This window comes from Mycolicibacterium sp. SMGY-1XX, from assembly GCF_059132455.1.
The window spans coordinates 5,132,549-5,156,278 of the sequence record NZ_CP101139.1; the positions used below are offsets into that span (position 1 = coordinate 5,132,549).

General features: G+C 68.8%; 20 protein-coding genes. 10 read left to right on the forward strand and 10 right to left on the reverse strand.

Features of this window, described 5'->3' with window-relative positions; all coding sequences use genetic code 11:
- The first annotated feature begins 142 nt into the window (after positions 1 to 142).
- The 6 genes from NL241_RS24595 (at position 143) to NL241_RS24620 (ending at position 7,707) form a co-directional block, all read left to right on the forward strand.
- Entirely contained in the window at positions 143 to 1,423 is a 1,281-nt protein-coding gene (locus tag NL241_RS24595) for a hypothetical protein (protein ID WP_494395303.1), read from the forward strand.
- Positions 1,424 to 1,732: 309 nt separating this feature from the next.
- Entirely contained in the window at positions 1,733 to 3,067 is a 1,335-nt protein-coding gene (locus NL241_RS24600; protein ID WP_487693476.1) for a hypothetical protein, read from the forward strand.
- Positions 3,068 to 3,235: 168 nt separating this feature from the next.
- The gene (locus NL241_RS24605; RefSeq protein WP_487693475.1) at positions 3,236 to 3,910 is read left to right on the forward strand and encodes a VldE C-terminal domain-containing protein; all 675 of its coding nucleotides are present in this window, start codon (positions 3,236 to 3,238) and stop codon (positions 3,908 to 3,910) included.
- Between the two features lie 167 nt (positions 3,911 to 4,077).
- Positions 4,078 to 6,618: a CocE/NonD family hydrolase gene (locus NL241_RS24610; RefSeq protein ID WP_494395304.1), complete on the forward strand. Its 2,541-nt coding sequence runs from the start codon at positions 4,078 to 4,080 to the stop codon at positions 6,616 to 6,618.
- A 57-nt stretch (positions 6,619 to 6,675) separates the two neighbouring features.
- On the forward strand, positions 6,676 to 6,882 hold the full coding sequence (locus NL241_RS24615) for a hypothetical protein (protein WP_487693473.1): 207 nt from the start codon (positions 6,676 to 6,678) through the stop codon (positions 6,880 to 6,882).
- A gap of 51 nt (positions 6,883 to 6,933) precedes the next feature.
- Positions 6,934 to 7,707 (forward strand): DUF1542 domain-containing protein, encoded by a 774-nt coding sequence (locus NL241_RS24620; RefSeq protein ID WP_487693510.1) that lies wholly within the window; start codon positions 6,934 to 6,936, stop codon positions 7,705 to 7,707.
- On the opposite strand, the gene NL241_RS24625 is transcribed toward NL241_RS24620, so the two are convergent.
- Genes NL241_RS24625 through NL241_RS24635 form a run of 3 tightly spaced genes read right to left on the reverse strand, consistent with a single transcriptional unit; the run spans position 7,704 to position 10,729 of the window.
- Complete coding sequence (locus NL241_RS24625) at positions 7,704 to 9,392, reverse strand: cation:proton antiporter (RefSeq protein WP_494395305.1); 1,689 nt, start codon at positions 9,390 to 9,392, stop codon at positions 7,704 to 7,706. The genes NL241_RS24620 and NL241_RS24625 overlap by 4 nt on opposite strands.
- A 47-nt stretch (positions 9,393 to 9,439) precedes the next feature.
- Positions 9,440 to 10,246 (reverse strand): Fpg/Nei family DNA glycosylase, encoded by an 807-nt coding sequence (locus NL241_RS24630; RefSeq protein WP_487693470.1) that lies wholly within the window; start codon positions 10,244 to 10,246, stop codon positions 9,440 to 9,442.
- A 3-nt stretch (positions 10,247 to 10,249) separates the two neighbouring features.
- Entirely contained in the window at positions 10,250 to 10,729 is a 480-nt protein-coding gene (locus tag NL241_RS24635; RefSeq protein WP_487693469.1) for a ribose-5-phosphate isomerase, read from the reverse strand.
- A gap of 457 nt (positions 10,730 to 11,186) precedes the next feature.
- Between NL241_RS24635 and NL241_RS24640 the strand changes: the two genes are divergently transcribed.
- From NL241_RS24640 to NL241_RS24650, 3 genes are all read left to right on the forward strand, one after another.
- Entirely contained in the window at positions 11,187 to 12,500 is a 1,314-nt protein-coding gene (locus tag NL241_RS24640; RefSeq protein WP_494395306.1) for a hypothetical protein, read from the forward strand.
- 575 nt (positions 12,501 to 13,075) lie between these two features.
- Positions 13,076 to 14,293 (forward strand): hypothetical protein, encoded by a 1,218-nt coding sequence (locus tag NL241_RS24645; protein WP_487693466.1) that lies wholly within the window; start codon positions 13,076 to 13,078, stop codon positions 14,291 to 14,293.
- Between the two features lie 471 nt (positions 14,294 to 14,764).
- Positions 14,765 to 16,240, forward strand: coding sequence for a hypothetical protein (locus NL241_RS24650; RefSeq protein ID WP_494395307.1), 1,476 nt, complete (start codon positions 14,765 to 14,767; stop codon positions 16,238 to 16,240).
- Between the two features lie 103 nt (positions 16,241 to 16,343).
- On the opposite strand, the gene NL241_RS24655 is transcribed toward NL241_RS24650, so the two are convergent.
- Together NL241_RS24655 and NL241_RS24660 are read right to left on the reverse strand one after the other, a co-directional pair.
- The gene (locus NL241_RS24655; RefSeq protein WP_487693464.1) at positions 16,344 to 16,790 is read right to left on the reverse strand and encodes a nucleoside deaminase; all 447 of its coding nucleotides are present in this window, start codon (positions 16,788 to 16,790) and stop codon (positions 16,344 to 16,346) included.
- Positions 16,791 to 16,917: 127 nt separating this feature from the next.
- Entirely contained in the window at positions 16,918 to 17,550 is a 633-nt protein-coding gene (locus NL241_RS24660; protein WP_494395308.1) for a mycothiol-dependent nitroreductase Rv2466c family protein, read from the reverse strand.
- 149 nt (positions 17,551 to 17,699) lie between these two features.
- Between NL241_RS24660 and pepN the strand changes: the two genes are divergently transcribed.
- Positions 17,700 to 20,285, forward strand: coding sequence for an aminopeptidase N (gene pepN, locus NL241_RS24665; RefSeq protein WP_494395309.1), 2,586 nt, complete (start codon positions 17,700 to 17,702; stop codon positions 20,283 to 20,285).
- Between the two features lie 75 nt (positions 20,286 to 20,360).
- Here the strand turns inward: pepN and NL241_RS24670 are convergent, their stop codons facing one another.
- The 5 genes from NL241_RS24670 to NL241_RS24690 all read right to left on the reverse strand — a co-directional run bounded on the left by NL241_RS24670 (position 20,361) and on the right by NL241_RS24690 (position 23,723).
- Positions 20,361 to 21,302 carry an SDR family oxidoreductase gene (locus NL241_RS24670; RefSeq protein ID WP_494395310.1) on the reverse strand — a complete coding sequence of 314 codons (942 nt, stop codon included), beginning with the start codon at positions 21,300 to 21,302 and terminating at the stop codon, positions 20,361 to 20,363.
- A 78-nt stretch (positions 21,303 to 21,380) separates the two neighbouring features.
- Complete coding sequence (locus tag NL241_RS24675; RefSeq protein WP_494395311.1) at positions 21,381 to 22,253, reverse strand: helix-turn-helix transcriptional regulator; 873 nt, start codon at positions 22,251 to 22,253, stop codon at positions 21,381 to 21,383.
- 66 nt (positions 22,254 to 22,319) lie between these two features.
- Positions 22,320 to 22,802 carry a DUF5130 domain-containing protein gene (locus NL241_RS24680; RefSeq protein ID WP_487693459.1) on the reverse strand — a complete coding sequence of 161 codons (483 nt, stop codon included), beginning with the start codon at positions 22,800 to 22,802 and terminating at the stop codon, positions 22,320 to 22,322.
- Positions 22,789 to 22,995 carry an aa3-type cytochrome oxidase subunit CtaJ gene (gene ctaJ / locus NL241_RS24685; protein WP_487693509.1) on the reverse strand — a complete coding sequence of 69 codons (207 nt, stop codon included), beginning with the start codon at positions 22,993 to 22,995 and terminating at the stop codon, positions 22,789 to 22,791. The genes NL241_RS24680 and ctaJ overlap by 14 nt, the downstream gene beginning before the upstream one ends.
- Before the next feature lie 80 nt (positions 22,996 to 23,075).
- Positions 23,076 to 23,723 carry an HNH endonuclease gene (locus NL241_RS24690; RefSeq protein WP_487693458.1) on the reverse strand — a complete coding sequence of 216 codons (648 nt, stop codon included), beginning with the start codon at positions 23,721 to 23,723 and terminating at the stop codon, positions 23,076 to 23,078.
- Positions 23,724 to 23,730 lie beyond the last annotated feature (7 nt).

Consider the following 23,730-nt stretch of genomic DNA (forward strand, 5'->3'; position numbering starts at 1 on the left):
CCGGCGTTGCTCAGCTTGTGCGTCAATTTCTCTTCCGTTCACTGCGGCATGTCTTGATCAGCGCAGGAGCTACGCATAGATTCATCTGGCGCTACAGCCCCATTGCGCAACGATGGTCCCTACAGTCAGGAGTCAACACGTCATGGCAAAAACCGCCGCCGGTCGATCACCCCGAAAGTCCGCACTGTCTGCCGGCATCGCCGGCGCCGCGCTGGCAGGTATGGGCGCCTGGGCCGTCGCCGCGTCGGTCGACCTGCCGACCGGCGGCACCGACATCCGGTTGACCACGACGGAATCGACACTGAACTACCTGCTCGACGGCAATGCTCCGGTGCTCGGGACCGCCGCCGTGGCACTGCCACCTGCCATCGGCGACGGCGGCTGGTTGATCGGCAACGGTCTGGACGCGCCCGTCGACTGCACCGGTGCGGCCTGCAACGGCGGCAACGGCGGTCTGTTGTGGGGTAACGGCGGAAACGGCGCCAACGGCGGTCGCGGCGGTGACGCCGGCTTCCTGTTCGGCAACGGAGGCGACGGCGGCAACGGCGTCGCCGCGGTCATCGACGAGGATGGCACCGTGGTGTCCGGCGCCACCGCAGGTGGCCGAGGCGGTAACGGCGGCTGGTTGATCGGCAACGGCGGCGACGGCGGCGCGGGCGCGGCCTCCTGGTACGACGTCACCAATGAGGCCCGTCAGTCGAAGGCGACCGCTGGCGGTGACGGTGGCCGCGGCGGGCTGTTGTCCGGCGATGGCGGCGACGGTGGAGAAGGTGGCCTCGACGAGAACGCGCCCACCGACGCCCGCGGCGGTGCCGGCGGTAACGGCGGCCGCGGCGGGTGGGTGTTCGGCGACGGCGGCTGGGGCGGCGACGGCGGCCGGGCCGTGTCGACAGACGACGGCGACGCGACCGGTGGTGCCGGCGGCGCGGGTGGGGACGCCACCTTCGGCCAGGCCGGTAACGGCGGCAACGGCGGTTTCGGGGCGGCCAACGAAGCCGGTGAGATCGCCACCGGAGGCGCCGGTGGCGAGGGCGGGTACGCGGTCGTCGGCGATGGCGGCAGAGGTGGCAACGGCGGCAACGCCAACAACTGGGACGACCACCTGGACAACGGCGCCGGCTCGGAGGGCGGCGCAGGCGGCAGGGGCGGGAACTCGGCGGTCGGCGGGACGGGCGGCGCCGGCGGAAGCGGCGGCAACTCGGATACCAACTACGCCTACAGTTCCGGCGGCCGCGGTGGTGACGGCGGCCGCGGCGGCGCCGTCGCAGGTATCGGCGGGCGCGGCGGCAACGGGGGCAACGCGACGGCCGACCCCGGTGCGGACGCCCAGGCGGGCAAGGGCGGCGTCGGCGGCAGCGGCGGCCTCGGCGGTAGCACGGGAAGCAACGGCACGGACGGCACCACCAACGGCGGTGCCGGCTAGGAACCGGACCGCAACCCCCGATCTTGCTGCCACACCGGGCTTTTCGTGCGGCAGCACGCACATCGGCGCATCACAGGGGCATGTGAGCTCGATCCGCGACAACGCTTCGGCACCGCCATCCAGCAACTCCGGCGCGGAGCGCGGGATCGTTTGCCGGGCACCTCGCACAAACATGTGCGTCAATTTCGCCCATGTTTACCGCAATGACGCTTGACCTGCGGTAAAGCTACCCATAAATTCAATCCGCGCCACCAGCCCGTAGCGCCTCGTCATTCCCACATCGTCTCTACAGTCAGGGGTCAGTTCCGCATGGCAAAACACGGCTCTACTCGGTCACTTCGAAAGTCCGCGGTCTCCACCGGCATCGCGGGCGCCGCGCTGGCAGGCATGGGCGCCTGGGCCGTCGCCGCGTCGGTCGAGGTGCCTCAGAGCGCCGAAATCAGGCTGACCACGACCGAATCGACCCTGAACTACCTCCTGGACGGAAACGGCGGGGCCGTTCCGTCCCTCGGTACCGCCGCAGTGGCGCTACCACCGGTCATCGGCTACGGCGGATGGCTGATCGGCAACGGTCTGGACGCACCCGCCGACTGCACCGGTGCGGCCTGCAACGGCGGCAACGGCGGTCTGCTGTGGGGTAACGGCGGTAACGGTGCCAACGGCGGCAACGGCGGTGACGCCGGCTTCCTGTTCGGTAACGGCGGCAACGGAAGTCAGGGCGTCGGCGTGGCCGGCGGCCGGGGCGGTGACGGCGCGTGGCTGATCGGCAACGGCGGCGACGGCGGCGCAGGGGCCGACGCCCGTTACGACGAGGACGGCCAGCTCTCGGCGGCCACCCGCGGCGGCGACGGCGGCCGCGGCGGGTTGCTCGCCGGCAACGGCGGTGCCGGCGGCAACGGTGGCGGGGACCAGAACACGCTTGCCACGGACGAGGACAAGGCCGGCACCAATAGCCAAGGCGGCGCAGGTGGTAACGGCGGCCGCGGTGGATGGGTGTCCGGGGATGGTGGCCGCGGCGGGAACGGCGGCGAGGGCACCTCGCAGCACGGCAGCGCCGCGGGCGGTGCCGGTGGCGAGGGGGGCGATGCGACCGTCGGTAAAGCCGGCGCCGGCGGCACCGGCGGCCACGGCGTCGCCACCGACTTCGAAACCACCACCACCGGCGGTGCCGGCGGCGCGGGCGGATACTCGGTCGTCGGCGATGGCGGACGTGGCGGCGACGGTGGCAACGCAAACGGTATTTTCACCCACGCCGTGGGAGGTAACGGCGGTACGGGCGGAAACTCCACCGTCAGCGGAGCGGGCGGTGCGGCCGGCAACGGAGGCTCGGCGGTCGCCACGGGCGGCAACTCTGACGGCGGCAAGGGCGGAAATGGCGGGCGCGGCGGCGCACTTGCGGGCCCGGGTGGCGCCGGAGGCGACGGCGGTGACACCTTCGGCGAAGGGGATGCCGCCGGTGGTGACGGCGGTAGCGGCGGGACCGGCGGAGCCCTCGCAGGCAACGGTGGTCGCGGCGGCAACGGCGGCGACGCCCGAGCCACCATCGAACCCCAGGGCGGCTCAGGCGGAGCGGGCGGAGCCGGCGGCACCGGGGGCACGGCGGGACCGCGCGGTTCCGACGGTGCCAGCAACTACGACGACTGATCGGGCAGCCGCACGCGGGTTGCCCTGTCTGTGCAGGTCAACCCGTGTGCTGCGGCCCAGATCGCGGACTGATGGCGCGTCAATCTCGATCGCGTAACGAAATGTGCCGAAGGAGCATTTTCAACTTTTGTTGCGGTAATCTCCGGCACTTCCCGTAGGATCCTGTCCGTGGGACGGCATTCTCAGCCCAGGAAGCGGCGTAATCCGTCGATTGCCCTGGCCTCGGTTGCCGTTCCCGCTGCCGTTCTCTTCGCCGTCAAAGGCGATGTCGGTCAAGTCCCGGTGGAGACCCAGGCCGCGCCTGTTGTCGATCAGCTCGCCCTTCCCGCCGAGAACGAACCAGCCGCCCTCTGCTGTACCGAACTGGTGGCAGTGGCACCGATGGGCGGGGTGCAGAACGGTATGAAGTTCTCCGCCGATTCGTACGCCTCGGCGTCCCGCGGTCTGCGGACCGTCCAGCCCACGCTGCCCGCTGGAAAGGCGCCCGAGCGCGGCCTGCAAGTCAGAACCATCCTGACCGCCCGCAGCATCAGCGCCGTGTTCCCGGAGATCCAGGAGATCGGCGGCGTGCGCGCCGACGCGTTGCGCTGGCATCCCGACGGTCTGGCCCTGGACGTGATGATCCAGAACCCCGGCTCGGCCGAAGGCATCGCGCTCGGCAACGAGATCGTGGCCTACGTCCTCAAGCATGCGGACCGGTTCGGTATCCAGGACGCCATCTGGCGCGGTGTGTACTACACGCCCTCGGGCGCACACGGCTCCGGATACGGCCACTACGACCACGTTCACATCACCACCACGGGTGGCGGCTACCCGGACGGCGACGAGATCTACTACCGCTGAGCACACCAACGCCGCAGTCGCACAAGACAACTGCGGTCGTTGCTGGTGTAGGGCAAGCACCTGCGTTGACGCGCCCGATCCCGATTTACGAATGACGTCAATAAATCGATCCGGGGCGGTACTGTCGGCCACATCTTGTGAGCAACCCGGCCGGCAAAGAGGACAACATGGGTGCAGCGACATACGTGGGTCGGGTGGGCGGTCTCGCCGTAGCGCTGGGAGTGGGGGTAGCGATCCTTGCCGGCGGCGGTACCGCCTCAGCGGACACCGAGACCACCTCCAGTAACTCGAGATCCCAGAGCTCGGAATCGGATTCGGGCGGCTCGGCAGATATCAAGTCGCGCAACAGCATCAAGGTCAGAATCACCGAACGCGACGACACCGGCGACACCGACGACGCCGATTCCCCCGCCGGTTCCACCGCCAGGCCGGCCTACGCCAGCAGTCGCCGTGACCGCTCATCGGACGACACCGCAACAGACGACACCGCAACAGACGACACCACAACGGACGCCACCGCCGAGACCGGGGACCGTCCGGAAAAACGGGACGACGAGCCCGCGGCGTCTGTCGCTGCCGCAACGCCGATGCGGCACAGCCTCACCCAGATCCGCACGCCCGCTGCCTCCGATACGCCCGCACCTGGGGACCGCAACCGGACCACGGACTCCCCCGCCGAGTGGGTCCTGGCGGCCGCCGCGCGGCGCGAACTCGCGGCCGACACGTTCACCTACAACCCCGGCATCGCCCTCGACGACGGCGTGATCACCGGTACCAACACCACAGCGCCTGCCACGGGTTTCACCTACACCGTGGTGGACGGTCCGACCGGCGGCGGCAAGGTCAGCCTCGACTCCGCCAACGGCAACTTCACCTTCCTGCCGTATCTCTCCCCCACCACACCCGTTGGCGCCGAACGGTTCTCCGTACTGGTGGCCCAGCAGACGGGCTTCACCCAGGCCCTGCAGAACATCCCGATCGTCAACATGATCGCCCCCAGGATCCTGGTGGTCCTGCAGCAGGTGCCCATCCTCAAAGACCTGCTGTCCCCACTGATCGGCCGAGCCGAGCGCTTCGGCGTCGAGGTGGATGTCGACGAGTACGTGGGCGAAGATCAGCCACCGATCGCGTTCACCACCAAGCTCGCGTCCTTCGACGGCACTTTGATCAGCGTCAACTTCTTCCCCGCCTCCGGCTTGGATGTGGCTGCCGGGGCGCCAACGGTTTTGAACGGCCCCAGCCTTGCCACCGCGGGCTACATCAATCTGTCCCAACTCAACACGGTGTCCGGTCTGGTGCCGGGTATCTCCCAGATCCGCGAAGCCGGATACAACGTGATCACCTGGGACCCGCGTGGTGAGTTCGCCTCGGGTGGTCAGATGCACTTGGACTCCGAGCTTTTCGAGGCGCGCGACGTCTCCGCCATCATCGACTGGGCGGCCCTGCAACCCGGCGTCAAGCTCGAGAGCGTGGGCGACCCGCTGGTGGGCATGGTCGGCGGGTCCTATGGCGGTGGCATCCAACTGACCTCGGCCGGCACCGACGGCCGGATCGACGCTATCGCCCCGGGCATCGCGTGGAATTCCCTGGAAACCGCGCTCTACCCGAACCAGACCTTCAAGACATCGTGGGCGTCACTGCTGGCGCTGTCGCTGGCCATCACCGGCGCCAGGCCGGACCCGACCATCTACGCCGGCATTCTCACCGGGCTCCTCACGGGGTTCCTCACCCCGTTCCAGCAGAGGTTCCTCTCGGAGAACAGCCCTGACACCGTCGTCGGCAACATCACCGCGCCGACGTTGTTCCTGCAAGGCACGGTGGACGGTCTTTTTGTGCTCGAGCAGGCCCTGGCCAACGCCGAACAACTCGACCCCACGGTGCCCGTGCGGATGATCTGGTACTGCGGTGGCCACGGGTATTGCCTGGACCTGTCCCCACAACAGGCCGCCGACCAATACGGCTACCTCAACGCACAGACGCTGGCCTGGATGGACACCTACGTCAAGTACAAGGGTCAGCCCTCCCCCGTCGCGCCCGGGCCCACCTTCATGTGGGTGGACCAGCGCGGCAACTGGTTCGCCACCGACACCCTGCCCACCGAGGGATCGGACTTCTTCGGCGACGAGGTGATCGAGCTGTCCGGCGCCGGCGGGCTGTTACCCCTCATCCCGATTCTCGGCGGCTCGGGTCCGCAGACTCAGGCCCCGTTCCCGTTGTCGCTGCCGGCGGCCGCCGAATCCCGGTACGCGCTGGAGCTGGAGATCCCGAACCAGGGCACCACTGTGAACACCCCGATCCACGTGGTCGGGGCACCCACCCTGACGCTGACCTACCAGGGTCTGGGCACCAGCCGCCACCTCTACGCTCAGCTCGTCGACAACTCCACCGGACGGGTGCTCGGCAATCTGGTGACGCCGATACCGGTGACGCTCGACGGTCGCGAACACACGGTGGTATTCGACATGGAGAACATCGCGTACACGATGGCCCTGCCCACCGACTCGCTGACCCTGCAGATCGTGGACTCGGCGACGGCATACGAGGACTTCACGTCCTTCGGCGTCGTGAACGTCTCGGAGGTGAGCATCGTATTGCCCACGGCGGCCCAGGCGGTGGCGACGACGCTGCCGTACGTGCCGATTCCGCCGAGCAGCGGCGCCGTGGCGGCCGGTGTGGAGGCCACCCTGACGGGCGCGTCGAGCCGCTGATTCCACACCTACTACTCGAACCTGCTTGCACGCCATGACCGCTCGTATCCCACCGCAGTGACCCCGCTGCTGGGCAACGTGATGGCGATCGGCGGCACTGTCTCGGTGTTCTTCGAACTGACCACCAGTGCGCGCGGGGTGTGGGCACGGCCAGCCGGCCGGGACATCAGCGCCGGCAGGCCGCCGCAGGGCATCGACTCCTGCGACGAGACCCTGGCCGGAGACGTGACGTCGCGGTTCGTTCCGGTCGACCTCGGTTTCTAGCCTGTCCGCTGTCCCGGGAGGTACTCGTTTTCTGTGAGTACCCTGGACGCCATGGACGGCTTCCTGCTGCTACTGATCATCGTTGTTGTCGCGGCCATCGGTCTGGCCGTCTGGAGTTCCTCGCGCAACGCGGGCCGTCGCAACGAGGCGTCGTTGGCGGACGCCAAAGCCGACGCGCGCCGGATCATCGAACGGCTGGGCGGGCAGGTGATCAACCTCAGCGGCACCGATGATGCGTCCAAGCAGGCACTGGCCGACGCGTCGGAGCGCTACACCGCGGCCGGCTCCCAGATCGAGCAGGCCACCACCGCCAAACAGGCGCTGCTGGCCAAGGAAAGCGCCTTGGAGGGGCTGTATTACGTGCGCGCGGCGCGCGTCGCGATGGGCATGGACCCGGGCCCGGAACTCGAATCGCTGCACGGCCAGCGCACCGCCGGGCAGGTCACCGAGGACCGCAGTGTGCAGTTCGAGGGACGCGAGATCGAGGCCTCGCCCGCACCGTCGCAACGCACCCCCAATTACTACCCGGGCGGCACGGTCGCCGGCCGGCCGGTCCCCGCCGGCTGGTACTCCGAGCCGTGGTGGAAGCCGGCCCTGGTGGCGGGCGCCTGGGGCGTCGGCTCCATGCTGCTGTTCAGCACGCTGTTCTCCGGGATGGCAGGCACCGGTTACGAAGAAGGCTTCGCGCAGGGTTATGACCAGGGCTTCGGTGACGGCGGCGACGGCGGCGGCGGGGATTGGGGCGGCGATTCCGGCGGCGGGGATTGGGGCGGCGGCGACTGGGGTGGCGGCGATTTCGGCGGCGGGGACTTCGGCGGCTTCTAGAAGCGGCTTTCCAGCCGGGCGGTGACGCCCGCTTCCTGCAGGTCCAGGCGTTCCAGCATGGCCCGTACCGCCTCGTCGTCGATACGGCCCTGATCCCGCTCGCCGATCAGAGCGGCCCGCTGCGCGGTCAGCACATCCCGGTAGAGCGCTGCGAATGTTTCCGCACGCAGGGTGTGCGCCTCCGGGTCCGGCATCTCGTCGGCGTCCTGCGACTGACGGGCGATCGTGGTGCGGATCTCGGCCAGCACCCGCGGGTCGAGCCCGTCCGGCGGATTGGCCTGGAACTCGGCCAGCACCTCGTTGGCCGCCTGGTGCACGATGTCTTCGGCTTTCGCCGTCTCCGCGAATGCGTACAGGTGCTCCTCATCAGAGGACAGGTCGACTCGGCGGATCAACAGCGGCAGGGTCCACCCTTGCAGCAGCAGCGTTCCGACACTGACCACAAACGCGATCGCCTGAATGGTGGCGCGTTCCGGGAACGGCTCCCCCGCCGCCGTCGTCGCCGGAATGGCCGCTGCCGCAGCGAGAGTCACCACGCCACGCATACCGGTCCAGGAGACCACGAGGTTCTCTTGCCAGGTCAGGGAGCGTTTGTCGATCCGGGAACGCCACTTGCCGGGTGCCTTGGCCCGCCTGCGGGTGCCCAGCGCGCCGCGGCCGCCCCCGTCGGGGATCGGCACGCTGAGCCGCTTCTCGACCTGCCGGGACAACACTCCCCGGCTGAACATGGCGAAGACCGACACCGGGCGGATCACCAACACCACCAACAGCACGATCCCGGACGCGATCGCCACCTCGGCCAGCGACTCGTGCGCCTCGCGCAGGTCTTCGAGCACGAACCGCAGGTGCAGCCCGATGTAGGCGAAGACAAAGGCCTCCAGCAGGACGTCGACGGAGTTCCAGACGTAGCGCTCCTGTAGTCGGGTCTGATAGCCGGCATCGAGTGTGCCGGTGCCGACGACGAATCCGGCGACGACGACGGCCAACACCCCGGAGGCGTGAAAGTGCTCGGCGGCGATGAAGGCGGCGAACGGCACCACCAGACCCTGTACCGTCTCCAGGCCGGGATTGGCCAGCCGGCGCCGGATCCACAAGGTCACGAAACCCAGCGCGGCGCCCACGAGGGGGCCGACGATGGCGCTGTAGCCGAACAACAGCAGCGGATTCTCGATGAAGGTGTGAGTGCCGGCCACCTGGGCCACCGCGATGGAGAACAAGGCCAGGGCGGCCGCATCGTTGATCAGGCTCTCGCCGGTCAGGATCGCCATGACCCGCTTGGGTAAGCCCAGCTTGCGGCCCACGGCCACAGCGGTCACCGCGTCCGGAGGCGCGACGATCGCCCCGAGGATCAACGCCGTGGCGAACGTCAGCGGCACCACCACCAACCACGACGACACCGCGGCCACCGTGAAGGCGGTCACCACCACCAACCCGACACCGAGACCCAGGATCGGCTTGATGTTGCGCAGGAACGTCGGGAACGAGAAGTCGAGTGCGGCCGAATACAGCAGCGGTGGCAGCACAACGGTCAGCAGGATGTGCGAATCGAGTTCGGGCGCTTCGAATCCCGGCAGGAACGACACCGCACCGCCGATGACGACGATGATGAGCGCGGGCTCGAGGCCGCGCCGATGGGCCATGGCAGTGACTACGATCGCACCGACGACAACCAGGATCAGTTCCACTCGCAGATTGTCCCGTCAAACCTGTGAGCTCGCTGGTTACCCGCTCGTCAGGTCTGGCAGGTGGGGCACCAGAAGACATTGCGCCCCTCGAGTTCCACGGTCTTGATCGACGTCCCGCAGATCCGGCACGGTTCCAGCGCCCGGCGGTAGACGTATGTGCGTGGTCGGCCCGTGCGGTAGGAGGGCGCGCCGTGGTCGTCTTCGGGCCGCATGACGACGATCTTGCCGCGCCGCAGGCCCACCTTCATGAGCTCCACCAGGTCGGTCCACATCGCGTCGAACTCGCCTGCAGTGATGTCGACGCCCGGCCGGAAAGGGTCGATGCGATGCCGGTAGAGCAACTCGTTGCGGTAGACGTTACCGACGCCGGCCAGCACCGTCTGGTCCATCAGCAGGGCGCCAATAGGTCTGCGCGACTTGCTGATTCGAGCCCACGCCGGCGACGGATCGGCATCCTTGCGCAGCGGATCGGGCCCCAGTTTCGCCACCACACCGGTCACCTCGGCCTCGTCGATCACCTCGCAGACCGTCGGGCCGCGCAGGTCGGTGCCGTACTCACTGCCGATCATCCGCATCCGGACCTGCCCGACGGGATCCGGGATCTCGTCGACGTCCGCGGCGGGGAATTCGGTGAACGTGCCGTACAGCCCGAGGTGAACGTGCACCACCCGGCCGCCGTCGTAGTGGTGGAACAGGTGCTTGCCCCAGGCGTCAGCCTTGCGCAGAATCCGGCCGTCGACCACCGCGGCCCCGTCGCTGAACCTGCCCTGCGGGCTGCCGACGCGCACGGGAGCGCGGCCGAAGCGGCGTTGATGCAAGCGGGCCAGCCGGTGCAGGGTGTGACCCTCAGGCACCGCTTACTCCGGGGCTCCGGGAACAGGGGGTGCGTTGTGGGTCAGTTCGTACTCGGCCAGGATGTCGATTCGGCGTTGATGCCGTTCGGCTTCCGACCACGGCGTGGTCAGGAACGCGTCGACGATGGCGAGCGCCTCCTCTGTGGTGTGCATGCGTCCGCCGATACCGATCAACTGTGCGTTGTTGTGCTGACGGGCCAGGGACGCGGTTTCGGTACTCCACGCCAGCGCGCAGCGGGCGCCCGGCACCTTGTTGGCGGCGATCTGCTCGCCATTGCCCGAACCGCCGAGCACGATGCCGAGGCTGCCGGGGTCGGCGACGGTTCTCTGCGCCGCGGCGATACAGAACGCCGGGTAATCGTCCTCGGCGTCATAGGTGTAGGCGCCGCAGTCGACGGGCTCGTGGCCGCTGGCCGTCAAGTGCTCGATGATGGCCTGTTTGAGTTCGTATCCGGCGTGGTCGGCGCCGAGGTAGACACGCATGCGCGTAACCCTACTTTCCGCGGTGATCGAGCCGGCGCAGCCGGGCTGTCCGCCGCCCGACCGCGTACGCCGGAGGGGGCGGACTAGATCGAAATATCCAGCGGCCAGCAAAACGGTCCTGCATCGAGGGATCCAGGCCCGGCGATCCCCGCAATGGATTGCTTGAAACTTCAACTTAACAATTCTCAGGACCGCTCAGCGGGCGGTTTTGAGCTCTTGCGGGGCATGAAGTGCCGAAACATCACCGTTGCTGAAGCTGGGATAAGTCGACATATTTTCGTTCGTAAATAACTCATTCAGCCGGTTCTCAGAGTTGCTTGACGCGCAGATCCGCAAACTCCAACAATCAGGACGGTTCCCAAGGTCTACTAGGAGCTACCGGCCCAACGGGCGGGCCGGAACCAACACCAGGGGGTTACTCATGTACGTCAAGTCCGGGCGCCGTCGCACAGCACCGATGTCCGCTCAGCAATACATCACCACCGGGCTCGCGGGAGCAGCGATGGTGGGGCTCGGAGCACTCGTGCTCGCCACACCCGAGGCACCGGCCACGTCGGGCGCCGAGATCAAATTGGTCAACAGTGAATGCAGCACCGCGCTGGATCCCAACTGCGATGGAGCCGGCCTGATCGGCGGTGCGGCCACGTCGGCCGCACTGGTGACGCCGCTGGCCGCTCTCCCCCCGATGATCGGCGACGGTGGTTGGCTGATCGGCAACGGACTCGACGCTGCCGCGGACTGCACCGGCGCGGCCTGCAACGGCGGCAACGGCGGCATCCTCTGGGGCAACGGCGGTAACGGCGCCAACGGCGGTAGCGGCGGCAACGCGGGGTTCCTGTTCGGCAACGGCGGCAACGGCGGTGACGGCAACCTCTACGACGAGAACGGCGACTATGTCGAGTCCCTCGGAGTAGCGGGCGGTGACGGCGGTAGGGGCGGCCTGTTCTTCGGCAACGGAGGCCTCGGCGGCGAGGGCGGCGACGCCATCTACGACGACGAGGGACAGGTGTCGCCCGCATTCGCCGGAGGCAACGGCGGGGTGGCCGGCCTCATCTCCGGCAACGGCGGCGCCGGTGGCGCCGGCGGTTACGACTACAACGGTCTCGAAGACGATCCGGAGACCGAGGATGTCAACGAGGCGGATGCCGTTGCGGCCGACGGCGGCTCGGGCGGGCGCGGCGGCCTGCTCAGCGGCTCCGGCGGCGAAGGCGGCGACGGCGGCTGGGCCGGCTCCTTGTACGGCAACGCCACCGGCGGCGCGGGCGGTACGGGCGGCAACGCCTCGTCCGGGCAGGCCGGCGCCGGCGGCCAAGGCGGAACCGCCGAAGTGGGTGACGACGAAACAGACGCCACAGAAGATCAAGAGGCCCAAGGCGGCGACGGCGGCGACGGCGGCCACGGAAGCGTCTGGGGCGGCACGGCCGGTAATGGCGGCCGCGGCGGCGACGGTTGGGCCTGGGGTGACGGCAACGGCACCGGCGGCACCGGCGGCACCGGCGGTAACGGCGGCGGCGTGTTCGGCAAGGGCGGCACCGGCGGTGACGGTGGCGACGCCGACGCAGACGCCGGTGAGGCCACCGGCGGTGACGGCGGCACGGGCGGCCGCGGAAGCGTCGTGATCGGCCGGGGCGGTGACGGCGGCAACGGCGGCAACGCGTGGGCCGACGATGACGAGAACGCCACCGGCGGCACCGGCGGCGCGGGCGGCCAGGGCCTCGGCGGTGGCAGCGGCTCACCCGGCGCCGATGGCGAAGCCAATCCCGCCATCTGAGTCTCGGAGCACCTGACAACACCAGTACGGGCGTCGGCCGCATTGCGGTCGGCGCCCGTATTCGTTTTTCCACGCAACGGCGTTGACGCCGTTGGCCTTCCAATCGCACTCCGGACCCGCGGCATGTGCCCGAGGCCTCGATGTGCAAGGCCTGCAATTGAATTCGGCCATGGCGTCGGGGCCGACCAAGGGCGGAACCACAAGCCAGGTCCTGCGTCCCCGAGCTAGTGCCGTCGGCCCAGCTCCGATGATCTACCCCGCAGCAAACTTATGGGCCCTTCGAACCACACCCGCGGATCCGCCCGCTCCCGCACCGCCGCCGCACGATTCAGCATTCTTTCAGGCGAGTTCAGGAAACACCAAAGTGCATGTCACAGCGTTGAAGTGGAGAAACAGGGGCGGATTCAACCATTGCCCGAACGGCAATGCTTGCGTACAGAAACAACCCTCTGAGTAACATCCGAATTTCGCTTGACGGGCGTTCTCGCAAACTTAACAATCATGTCGGCTTTCTCAAGAAAAACTCAGGGAGCCACCAGCCCGAGGTCAGGCGGGCACAGAACCAAGGGGGTTCCATGTACGTCAAGTCCGGACGCCGCAAGGCGTCGTCGCGTTCAGTTCCGAAGTACTTCTCCACCGGCCTGGCCGGCGCCGCGATGGTTGGGATCGGGGCCCTGATCCTCGCGACTCCGGACGCACCGGCGACGTACTCCGCGCAGATCGCGCTCGTCAACGACGAGGCCGACTGCGACGCACTCGATCCCGGCTGCGAGGTCGCCGACGGGGTCGCTGCCAGTGCCGTACTCGACGAAGACGGGCTCACCCCGATGTGGGGTGACGGCGGTTTCCTGATCGGCAACGGCCTCGACGCCCCCGCCAACTGCACCGGCGCCGCCTGCAACGGCGGCAACGGCGGTCTGCTCTGGGGCAACGGCGGTAATGGTGCCAACGGCGGCGCCGGCGGCAAGGCCTTCCTGTTCGGCAACGGCGGCAACGGTGGAGCCGGCGCCGACGCCGTTTACGAGGACGGCGAACTGGTATCGGCCGCCGTCGCGGGTGGGGCCGGCGGCAACGGTGGGCTGTTCTTCGGCAGCGGCGGTCTCGGCGGCGAGGGTGGCGCGGACTGGAATGACCTGTGCGACGACCCGGAGACCGAGGCCAACGAGGCCGACGCAGTGGGCGCCGCGGGCGGAGCCGGCGGCGCGGGGGGCCTGATCGGCAACGGCGGCGACGGCGGCGACGGCGGGGTGGCGTGGTCGTTGAACGGCAATGCCACCGGGGGTGCCGGCGGAGCCGGTGGAGGCGTGACACACGGAACCGCAGGCGTCGGCGGCGCCGGCGGCTTCGGCGGGGTGGGCTCCGACGAGGACTACGCATCCTCAGATCAGCTCGGCCAGGGCGGCGCAGGCGGCACCGGCGGCGGGAGTGGAACGGGCACCGGGGGCGCGGGCGGCGCAGGGGGCGACGGCTGGGCCTGGGGCGACGGTAACGGCACCGGCGGCACCGGCGGAACCGGAGGCGGCGGTGGTGCCCTGATGGGCTCCGGCGGCGAGGGCGGCGCGGGCGGCGTCGGCGACGTCGACGACGGTGACGCCACAGGTGGTGACGGCGGCACAGGCGGTGCCGGCGGGTTGATCGGTGGCACCGGCGGTGACGGCGGCGACGGGGGCAACGCCTTCAGTACCGACGACGGGACCGCGACCGGTGGAGAAGGCGGCGAGGGGGGTTCCGGTGGCCTCGGCGGCGATGACGGAGCTGCGGGCGACCCGGGACAGAGCAACCCTGACGACTGATCGCCATTGCGAGGGGCGGGCGTCGGCTGCACGAGTGCAGCCGGCGCCCGTTTTCTGTGTCGGGGCCTGACCGCTCTCAGGCGGGGCGCCTGGAACGCGTTCTAGCAAAGCGCGAACAGTTGCCGGAGGCGGCAGACGCGCGGAGCACACCGGACCGCACACCGGCTTGGGTTTTCGAATTCAAGACCTCTCGGCAACGTGGATGTGACCTGGAACAATTTACGGGTGCGTTGACCTGCAGGAAATCGGCCATACAGGCGTTCGGCGGGCGCGGAGATAGTTGCAAAGGCAACGATAGGTTAGCCTTGCCTGCACGTAGGTCTTGACGCGTGCCTCCGCAAACCTAAGAATCAGGGCGGCTTTTCACAGGAAACGCTAAGAAACCTCGCCTGCCGAAGCCCGTCAGGCCTAGTTCCCCAAGGGGGTTGTATGTACGTGAAGTCCGGTCGCCACAGGGTGGCCTCGTGGTCCGTGCACAAGCACGTGACCACGGGCGTCGCCGGCGCGGCAATGGTCGGGCTCGGCGCCTTGGTGGCCGCTGCGGCCGCTTCCGACGAGCCGACGGCCGCCTCGGCCTACACCGCCGAGGTCAAGCTGGTCAACACCGAATCCCAGCTGAACTACCTTTTCGGTGATTCCACGGGTGCCGGTGCATCGGCGTCCGCCGCGGCGATCGATGCGTCGGTGTTCCTGCGTCCAGCCGTCGGTGACGGTGGCTGGTTGATCGGCAACGGCCTGGATGCCGACGCCGCGACCTGTGGCACCAACTGCGCCGGCGGCAACGGCGGCATCCTCTGGGGCAACGGCGGAGCCGGCGCCAACGGTGGCGCCGGCGGCAACGCGGGCCTCTTCGGCAACGGCGGCAGCGGCGGCGCCGGCGTCGCGGCTGTCTACAACGCGGACGGCACTCTGGCGTCGGCGGCAACCGCCGGCGGCAACGGCGGTAACGGCGGCTTCTTCTCCGGTAACGGCGGCGACGGCGGCGTGGGCGGATCCGACACCAACGTCAACGCAACCGGTGCCACCAACGCGGCGGGCGGCAAGGGCGGCAGCGGCGGCAAGGGCGCAACCCTGTCCCCGAGCAACGGCGGTAAGGGCGGCGCCGGCGGCGCTGCATCATCGCTGTTCGGCAACGCCGCAGGCGGCACCGGCGGCGACGGCGGTGGCACGGTGATCGGCATTCCGTTCTCCCAGGACGACACCACCGTCTACGGCGCGGGCGCCGGCGGCGCCGGCGGCGCGGCAACTGTCGGCAGCGCTGCCGGCGGCGGCTCCAGCACGCAGACCGCCACCGGCGGTAACGGCGGATACGCCGGGCACGGCACCATCAGCGGCGGCTCCACCCCCGAGATCCAGGGTCGCTCCGGCGGCAGCGGCGGCGCGGCCACGGCATACGGCAGCGCGAACGCAGTCGGCGGAAACGGCGGAAACGGCGGCGACCGCCTGGTCGGTCGCGGCACCAACGCCGGTAACGGCGGTGCGGCCAATTCGGAGGCCGGCAGCGCCACCGGCGGCAACGCCGGAACCGGCGGCAACGCCGTCGCATCCGGCCTCGGCGGCCGTGGCGGCGTCGGCGGTAACGCAACCTCCACCGGTGGCAACACCACCGGCGGCCGCGGCGGTAACGGCGGCGACGGCGGTCTCATCGGCGGCTCCGGCGGCGTGGGTCGCAACGGTGGCAGCGCCACCGGTGGAGCTGCGCGCGGCGGCAACGGCGGCACCGGCGGCGACGGCGGTATCTCGGTCGGCGAGGGCACCGGCAACGGTGGCCAGGGCGGCAACGGCGGCAGCGCCACTCCGGGTGGCCTGAACTCCTCCGGCCAGCCCAACCGCGGTACCGGTGGCAACGGCGGCACCGGCGGCCAGGGCGGCCTCGGCGGCGACAACGGCAACCAGGGCAACGACGGCAACGACGGCCCGCCGAGCAGCAGCTCGACCGACAGCTAGAGTTCCACGGATCGTCGCGAAAAAGCGGGTGCGGGTCCCGGCTCACCAGCCGGGGTCCGCACCCGCTTCACGTATGTCGGGTCTCTCCGACGATCCACCGGAGTCAGGGACCGACGCCGATGTCCTCGTTCCACAGCGCGGGCTCCGCGGCGATGAACTCCGTCATCATGGCGACGCAGCGTTCGTCGTCGAGCACGGTGACGCTCACTCCGTGCTCGGCCAGCCAATCGTGCCCACCGGTGAACGTGCGGCTCTCCCCGATCACCACCGCGCCGATGTTGAACTGACGCACCAGACCGCTGCAGTACCAGCAGGGCGACAGCGTGGTGACCATGACGGTGGAGCGGTAGTCCCGCTGCCGCCCGGCGGCCCGGAACGCGTCCGTCTCGGCATGCACAGAGGGGTCGTCCTGCTGTACGCGCCGGTTGTGGCCGCTACCCAGAAGCACGCCGTCGGCGCTGAACAACGCGGCACCGATCGGTATCCCGCCCTCGTCCAGACCTTTTTGTGCTTCTGCATACGCCACATCGAGCATCTCCGCGGGTGTCATGGGATACACCGTGGCCTTCGATCCGCTGGGGTGCAACAGCAGAGACGAAATGACCTGCGGGTCAATCGAACCGGCGCCCCGGCTCCGGAGGAGTCGCCGGCTCCGCACCGGCAACTCCCTTGTCGGCTCAGTCGAACTCGGGACGCTCGGTACGGCTGCGCTTGAGCTCCCAGAAGTGCGGGTACGCCGCGAACGTCACCGAGGCATCCCACAGCTTGCCGGCTTCCTCGCCGCGCGGGATACGTGAGAGCACCGGGCCGAAGAAGGCGACACCGTTGACGTGGATGGTGGGGGTGCCGACGTCCTCGCCGACGGCGTCCATGCCGGCGTGGTGGCTCTTGCGCAGCGCGTCGTCGTATTTGTCGGTCTTGGCCGCCTCGGCCAATTCGGCGGGCAACCCGGCCTGCGCCAGGGCTTTGGGGATCACGTCGTCAAAGTCTTTGTTGTCCTCGTTGTGGATCAGCGTGCCCATCGCGGTGTAGAGCGGTGACAGCACCTCGGAGCCGTGCGCCTGTTCGGCGGCGATGGCCACCCGCACCGGGCCCCAGGCCTTCTTCATCATCTCCTGGTACTCCTCGGGAAGGTCACGCCCCTCGTTGAGCACCGCCAGGCTCATCACGTGGAACTCCACGTTGATGTCGCGGACCTTCTCGACTTCGAGGATCCAACGCGAGGTGATCCAGCACCACGGGCACAACGGATCGAACCAGAACCCGGCGGTGTCTTTTCCGGCGCTGCTGCCGGCAGATGCGTCTGCCATTAGGACTTCCTCTCGATGGTCAGATTTTCGTTCAGCACAACCTGTCGGTCCGGCGTTGTGTTCCCGGCCGCGGCCCGACACAAGCCAGTAGACCAAGATTCTCCGTCAGTAGCGCGCACCTGGTGTCACGGCCATTAGTGTTGGCGGGCGTGGCACTTCCCAATCTGACTCAGGATCAGGCGGCCGAGCGCGCGGCGCTGGTGACCGTCGACAGCTACCGCATCTCGTTGGACCTCACCGACGGCAGCGGCGCACCGGGGGAACGCACGTTCCGATCGGTGACGACCATCGAATTCGACGCGCTCGCCGGCGCGGACACTTACCTCGACATCGCAGCCGATACCGTGCGAAGCGCCACCCTCAACGGCCACGAACTGGACGTCTCCGGCTATGACGAGTCCACCGGCATCGCCTTGTCCGGCCTGGCCGAGCACAACGTCGTCGTCGTCGACGCCGACTGCCTCTACTCCAACACCGGGGAGGGGCTGCATCGCTTCGTCGACCCGGTGGACGGCGAGGTGTACCTGTACTCGCAGTTCGAGACCGCCGACGCCAAGCGGATGTTCGCCTGCTTCGACCAGCCCGACCTCAAGGCCGCCTTCGACGTCACGGTCACCGCGCCCGCACATTGGCAGGTGATCTCCAACGGCGCCACCACCCTGGTCGAGGACGCCGACGGCGCGAAGATCCACACCTTCGCCACCACGCCGCGGATGAGCACCTACCTGGCCGCGTTGATCGCCGGTCCGTACGCCCGCTGGGACGACACCTACAGCGACGAGCACGGCGAGATCCCGCTGGGTATCTTCTGCCGCGCCTCGCTGGCCGAGTTCATGGACGAAGAACGCCTGTTCACCGAAACCAAGCAGGGTTTCGCGTTCTACCACAACAACTTCGGGACGCCGTACGCGTTCGGCAAGTACGACCAGCTGTTCGTGCCGGAATTCAACGCCGGCGCCATGGAGAATGCCGGCGCGGTGACACTCCTCGAGGACTACGTGTTCCGCAGCAAGGTCACCCGGGCGTCCTACGAGCGCCGTGCCGAGACTGTCCTGCACGAGATGGCGCACATGTGGTTCGGCGATCTGGTCACCATGCAGTGGTGGGACGACCTGTGGCTCAACGAGTCCTTCGCGACCTTCGCCTCGGTGCTGTGCCAGGCCGAGGCCACCGAGTACACCGAGGCCTGGACCACCTTCGCCAATGTCGAGAAGTCCTGGGCCTACCGGCAGGACCAGCTGCCCTCCACTCACCCGGTGGCCGCCGAGATCCCCGACCTGCACGCCGTCGAGGTGAACTTCGACGGCATCACCTACGCCAAGGGCGCCAGCGTGCTCAAGCAGCTGGTGGCCTACGTCGGGTTGGAGTCCTTCCTCGCGGGGCTGCGGGACTACTTCCGTGACCACGCGTTCGCCAACGCCACGTTCGGCGATCTGCTCGGGGCGTTGGAGAAGTCCTCCGGCCGGGATCTGTCCGGCTGGGGCCGGCAGTGGCTGAAGACCACTGGCCTCAACACGCTGCGCGCCGACTTCGACGTCGACGATGACGGCACGTTCACCCGGTTCGCCATCACGCAGAGCGGGGCTGCGCCGGGCGCCGGCGAAACCCGGGTGCACCGGCTGGCAGTGGGCATCTATGACGACGACGGCTCCGGCAAGTTGGTACGGGTGCACCGCGAGGAACTCGACATCGAGGGCGAGTCCACCGAAGTTGCTGCCTTGCAGGGTGTTTCGCGGGGCAAGCTGATCCTGGTCAACGATGACGACCTGACGTACTGCGCCTCGCGACTCGATGCCGAGTCGCTGAAGACGGCGCTGAGCCGGATCGCCGACATCAGCGAGCCGTTGCCCCGCACCCTGGTGTGGTCGGCCGCCTGGGAGATGACCCGCGAAGCCGAGCTGAAGGCGCGTGACTTCGTGGCGTTGGTGATGAGCGGGCTGCACGCCGAGACCGAGGTCGGTGTCGCGCAACGGCTGGTCCTGCAGGCGCAGACCGCGCTGGGCTCCTACGCCGACCCGGGCTGGGCCACCACCACCGGCTGGCCGGCGTTCGCCGACAAGCTGCTGGACCTGGCCCGCGAATCGCAGCCGGGCTCGGACCACCAGCTGGCATTCGTCAACGCGCTGTGCACGTCGGTGCTGTCGCGCAACCACGTCGCGGTGCTGGCCACCTTGCTGGACAACGAGCCCGCCGCGGTGAATCTGTCCGGCCTGGTGATCGACACCGATCTGCGCTGGCGGATCGTGACCGCCCTGGCCGCCAGCGGCGATATCGACGCCGACGGTACGGAGACGCCGTTCATCGACAGGGAGGCGGCCACCGACCCCACCGCGGCAGGACGGCGCAATGCCGCCGCGGCCGCCGCCGCGCGCCCCCAGGCCGAGGTCAAGAACGCCGCCTGGACGCAGGTCATCGAGGACGACACGCTGGCCAACATCACCGGCCGCGCCATCATCGGCGGCATCGTCCGACCCGGTCAGAGCGAGCTGCTGCTGCCGTTCACCGAGCGCTATTTCGAGACCATCAGCTCGGTGTGGGAGCGGCGGTCCAGCGAGGTGGCCCAGACGGTGGTCGTCGGGCTCTACCCGTCGTGGGACATCAGCCAGGCCGCACTCGACGCCGCCGACCGGTTCCTGGCCGACCCGGAGGTCCCGCCGGCACTGCGCCGGCTGGTGCTCGAAGGCCGTGCGGGAGTGGAGCGTTCGCTGCGCGCCCGCACCTTCGACGTCAGCTGACCACCTCACCGCGAGCGCGCGTGTTTGTACACCGACACTCCGTGTGAGGCGTACAAACACGCGCCCTCGCGGGGCTCAGCTCGCCGTCGCGAACTGCACACCGACCAGCGCTTCGGACCTCTCCCACAAGCGGACGGCGTCGGCGGCGTCCCGGGCAGGCCGGTACACCTGCTGCTCGGCCGGCGGTCCCGCCAGATTCCTGAACCCGCTGGGACCGTAGAACTTCCCCCCGTCGGCGGACGGGTTGGTAGCGGCGTACAACGCGGTCGACAAACCCTGCTCGACGGTCTGCAACACTCCCAGCCGGGCCAGCAACCGGATGATCCGGACGCTCATCGTGTCGCTGGTGCGGCCCAGATGGGGCTGGGCGGCAAGCAGATTGGTGGCGGTCACCCCGGGATGTGAGGCATTGCTGGTGATCCCCCACCTGGCCCGCTGACTGCGGCGGTGGAGTTCGAGGGCGAACATCAGATTGGCGATCTTCGACTGGCTGTACGCCCGGCCCGCAGAGTAGGACTGCTCGAAGTTGAGGTCGGCCCAATTGATCTCGTTGCCGGCAGCCGAGATACTCGACTGCGTGGTGACTCGCGCCCGGCCGGCCCGCAGCAGAGGCAGCAGTCGCGCGGTGAGCGCAAAATGGCCGAGATGGTTGGTGCCCCACTGCAATTCGAAGCCATCGGCCGTGGTCTGGCGGCTCGGCGGGTTCATCACTCCGGCGTTGTTGATCAGGATGTGGACCGGCCTGCCCTCGCCGACCAGCTCACCGGCGAAGTCGGCGACCGACTGCAGTGACGACAGGTCGAGACGACGGACGTCGACGACGGCCTCCCGCGCGGCGGACCGAATACGGTCTGCCGCCGCTTTGCCCTTGTCGGCGTTGCGCACCGGCAGGATCACCTCTGCCCCCGCCGCGGCGAGCCGGCCTGCCAAGCCGAAGCCGATACCGTCGCTGCCGCCGGTGATCACCGCCAACCTGCCGCTCAGGTCCGGAACGTCCACCGTGAATCTGCCTGACATGTGAAACTCCTCGAATACTCGTCGCTGTGCTGGCAGTACCGAGATTTCCGGAGCGCGTCGATCACATTCAGAGTGGAGTCATCCACCGACCGGCAGTCCCTGGCTTACCCGGTTGTCGCGCTGATGGGACTCGGGATCGGCTCCCAAGGCGGCGAGCTTGGCGTAGCTCGGCGTTCCCGGGTCGGCGGTGAACACCAGCAAGGTGTGCAGTTGCACGGCGTCGTAGAGGATCTGGCAATGCACGTCGAGCACCCCGAGCTTCGGGTGCACCAGCCGCTTGGTGCGCGCGGTGTTGCCCGAGACATCGTGCCGTTTCCACAGATCGGCGAACTCGGCGCTGCGCTCCAGGAGATCCTCGACGATCTGCGCTGCCCTCGAACCGGCACCGTCGCGGGTATAGGCCACCCGGGCACCGGCGGTGAAGTCCCGCCCGATCGTGGGGTGATCCTCGGCCGGGTACAGCCCACGGGCGTCGTCATCGGTGAACCAGCGATACACCACGCTTCGTGCGAAACCTCGGTAGACCGTCTCGTCACCCATCAGTGCGCGCGCAGCCGGCGTCTGGACCAGCGTCTCCCCCAGCGCCGACATCACCTGGGCCGGGGTGTCGTGCAGGCGGTCGAGGATCCGCAGCGTAGCCGGGCTGACATGCTCGCCGCCGAGAGTGCGTGCCGGCGCATTGTGCCCGGCCAACCGGAAGAGGTGATCGCGTTCGTCGATCGTCAGGCGCAGCGCCCTGGCCAGGGATGCCAGCACCTCCACCGACGGTTGCGGCGCACGTTGCTGTTCCATCCTGGTGTAGTAGTCGGTCGAGATCACCGCCAAGGCGGCGACCTCCTCGCGGCGTAGACCCGCGGTGCGCCGGCGCGGACCGACGGGCAGCCCGACGTCGCCGGGTGTCAACGTCTCGCGGCGGGTGCGCAGGAAGTCGGCGAGCTGTCCTTGGTCCATCCCCTCAGTGTCGCGATGGACGCAGCGACGTGCCAGGGATCGCCAGACCCCCGTTGGGGCCCCGGGCTAAGGGCGGGAGATCCCTGCCGACAGGACGCGAATGGCGCTGACGAGACCGTCGATGAGATTGCCCTCGCGGAACGCCGACGTCGCGGCGGCCACTCCGAGGGGCGCGGCGGACTCGGCACCACGGCCCTGCAGTCCGGCGCCGTAGACCACCTCGATGACCTTCTGATTTGGTGACACGGCGATCAGGACGGCCTCGTTGGGGGTGGGCACCTTGGCCAGGATGGCCCGCGCCGCGGCGGCGGTGGGTGCACCCAGCTCACCGATGTAGACGGCGAACCGGGCCTTGGAGGCCCGGGAACCGAACTTCAGCGCCTCGTCGAGCTCCACCCGCTCCTGAATGGAGAACGGATAGGTCTCCGACAGGTGGCCCGGCTCGGTGACGCCAGACAGCCGGCCGCTGTAGGTGACTGCCCACCCGTAGGGCAGGTTCTCGGACTCGCGCTTCAGCACCTCGGTGTCGTGGTGTTCACCACTTGCCACTTGCGCCACCTCCAACCGTGAATTCGTGCGAACCATGTCCATGCGCGTCGCCGATGACCTCACCGGTGGCCGCCCACAGGATGGGCTCGTGGGTCCACTGCTCAGAGAGCTTGTAGGACTTCGGGTGCGGGCCGGGCTTGCGCCAGATCAGCAGAGCGAGCACCGCAGCCAGCAGCAGCGGCACCCCTCCCATCACGGAGTGGGCGATAGCGGTTTCGGTCACGACGCAAATTTATCCCACCCACTACACGCTGTCGGAGTGAGCCACGGATTTCAGGCCGCGCCCTCGCCCAGATAGCGCACCCACGCGGGGTCGAGCTCCTTGACCGTCGACAGCAGCCGCCAGTGCTGACCCTTGGGCGGGGTGGGGGTCACCCGCAGTGTCCAGCCCAGTTCCGAGAGCAGTTTGTCGGCCTTGCGGTGGTTACAGGTGGAGCAGCAGGCCACGCAGTTCTCCCAGGTGTGCTCGCCGCCGAGGCTGCGTGGGACCACGTGATCCACAGTGTCGGCCTTCGCCCCGCAGTACGCGCAGCGGAACCGGTCGCGGTGCATCAGCGCGGCACGGGTCATCGGGATCCGGGCGCGGTACGGCACCCGGACGAAGGTGCGCAGCCGGATCACCGAGGGAACCACGATGGTGCGCGACGCCGAGTGGATCACCGGTCCAGACGGGTCGTCGTGTACGACGTCGGCCTTGCCGCACAGCAGCATCACGATGGCCCGCCGCATGGGCAGTGCGGTCAACGGCTCGTAGGTGGAGTTCAACAGCAGCACCCGACGCCGGCCCCATACCGAATTGCCATCGGTCGGCGGTACGACGGTCTCGACACTGTGCAGAGACGCTCCGACAGTGGACCCGGAACGGCCCACCGCGACGCGGTGTCCAACCCTATTCAGTTGGTTTCGCTTGCGCTGGGCCATTGGTCCC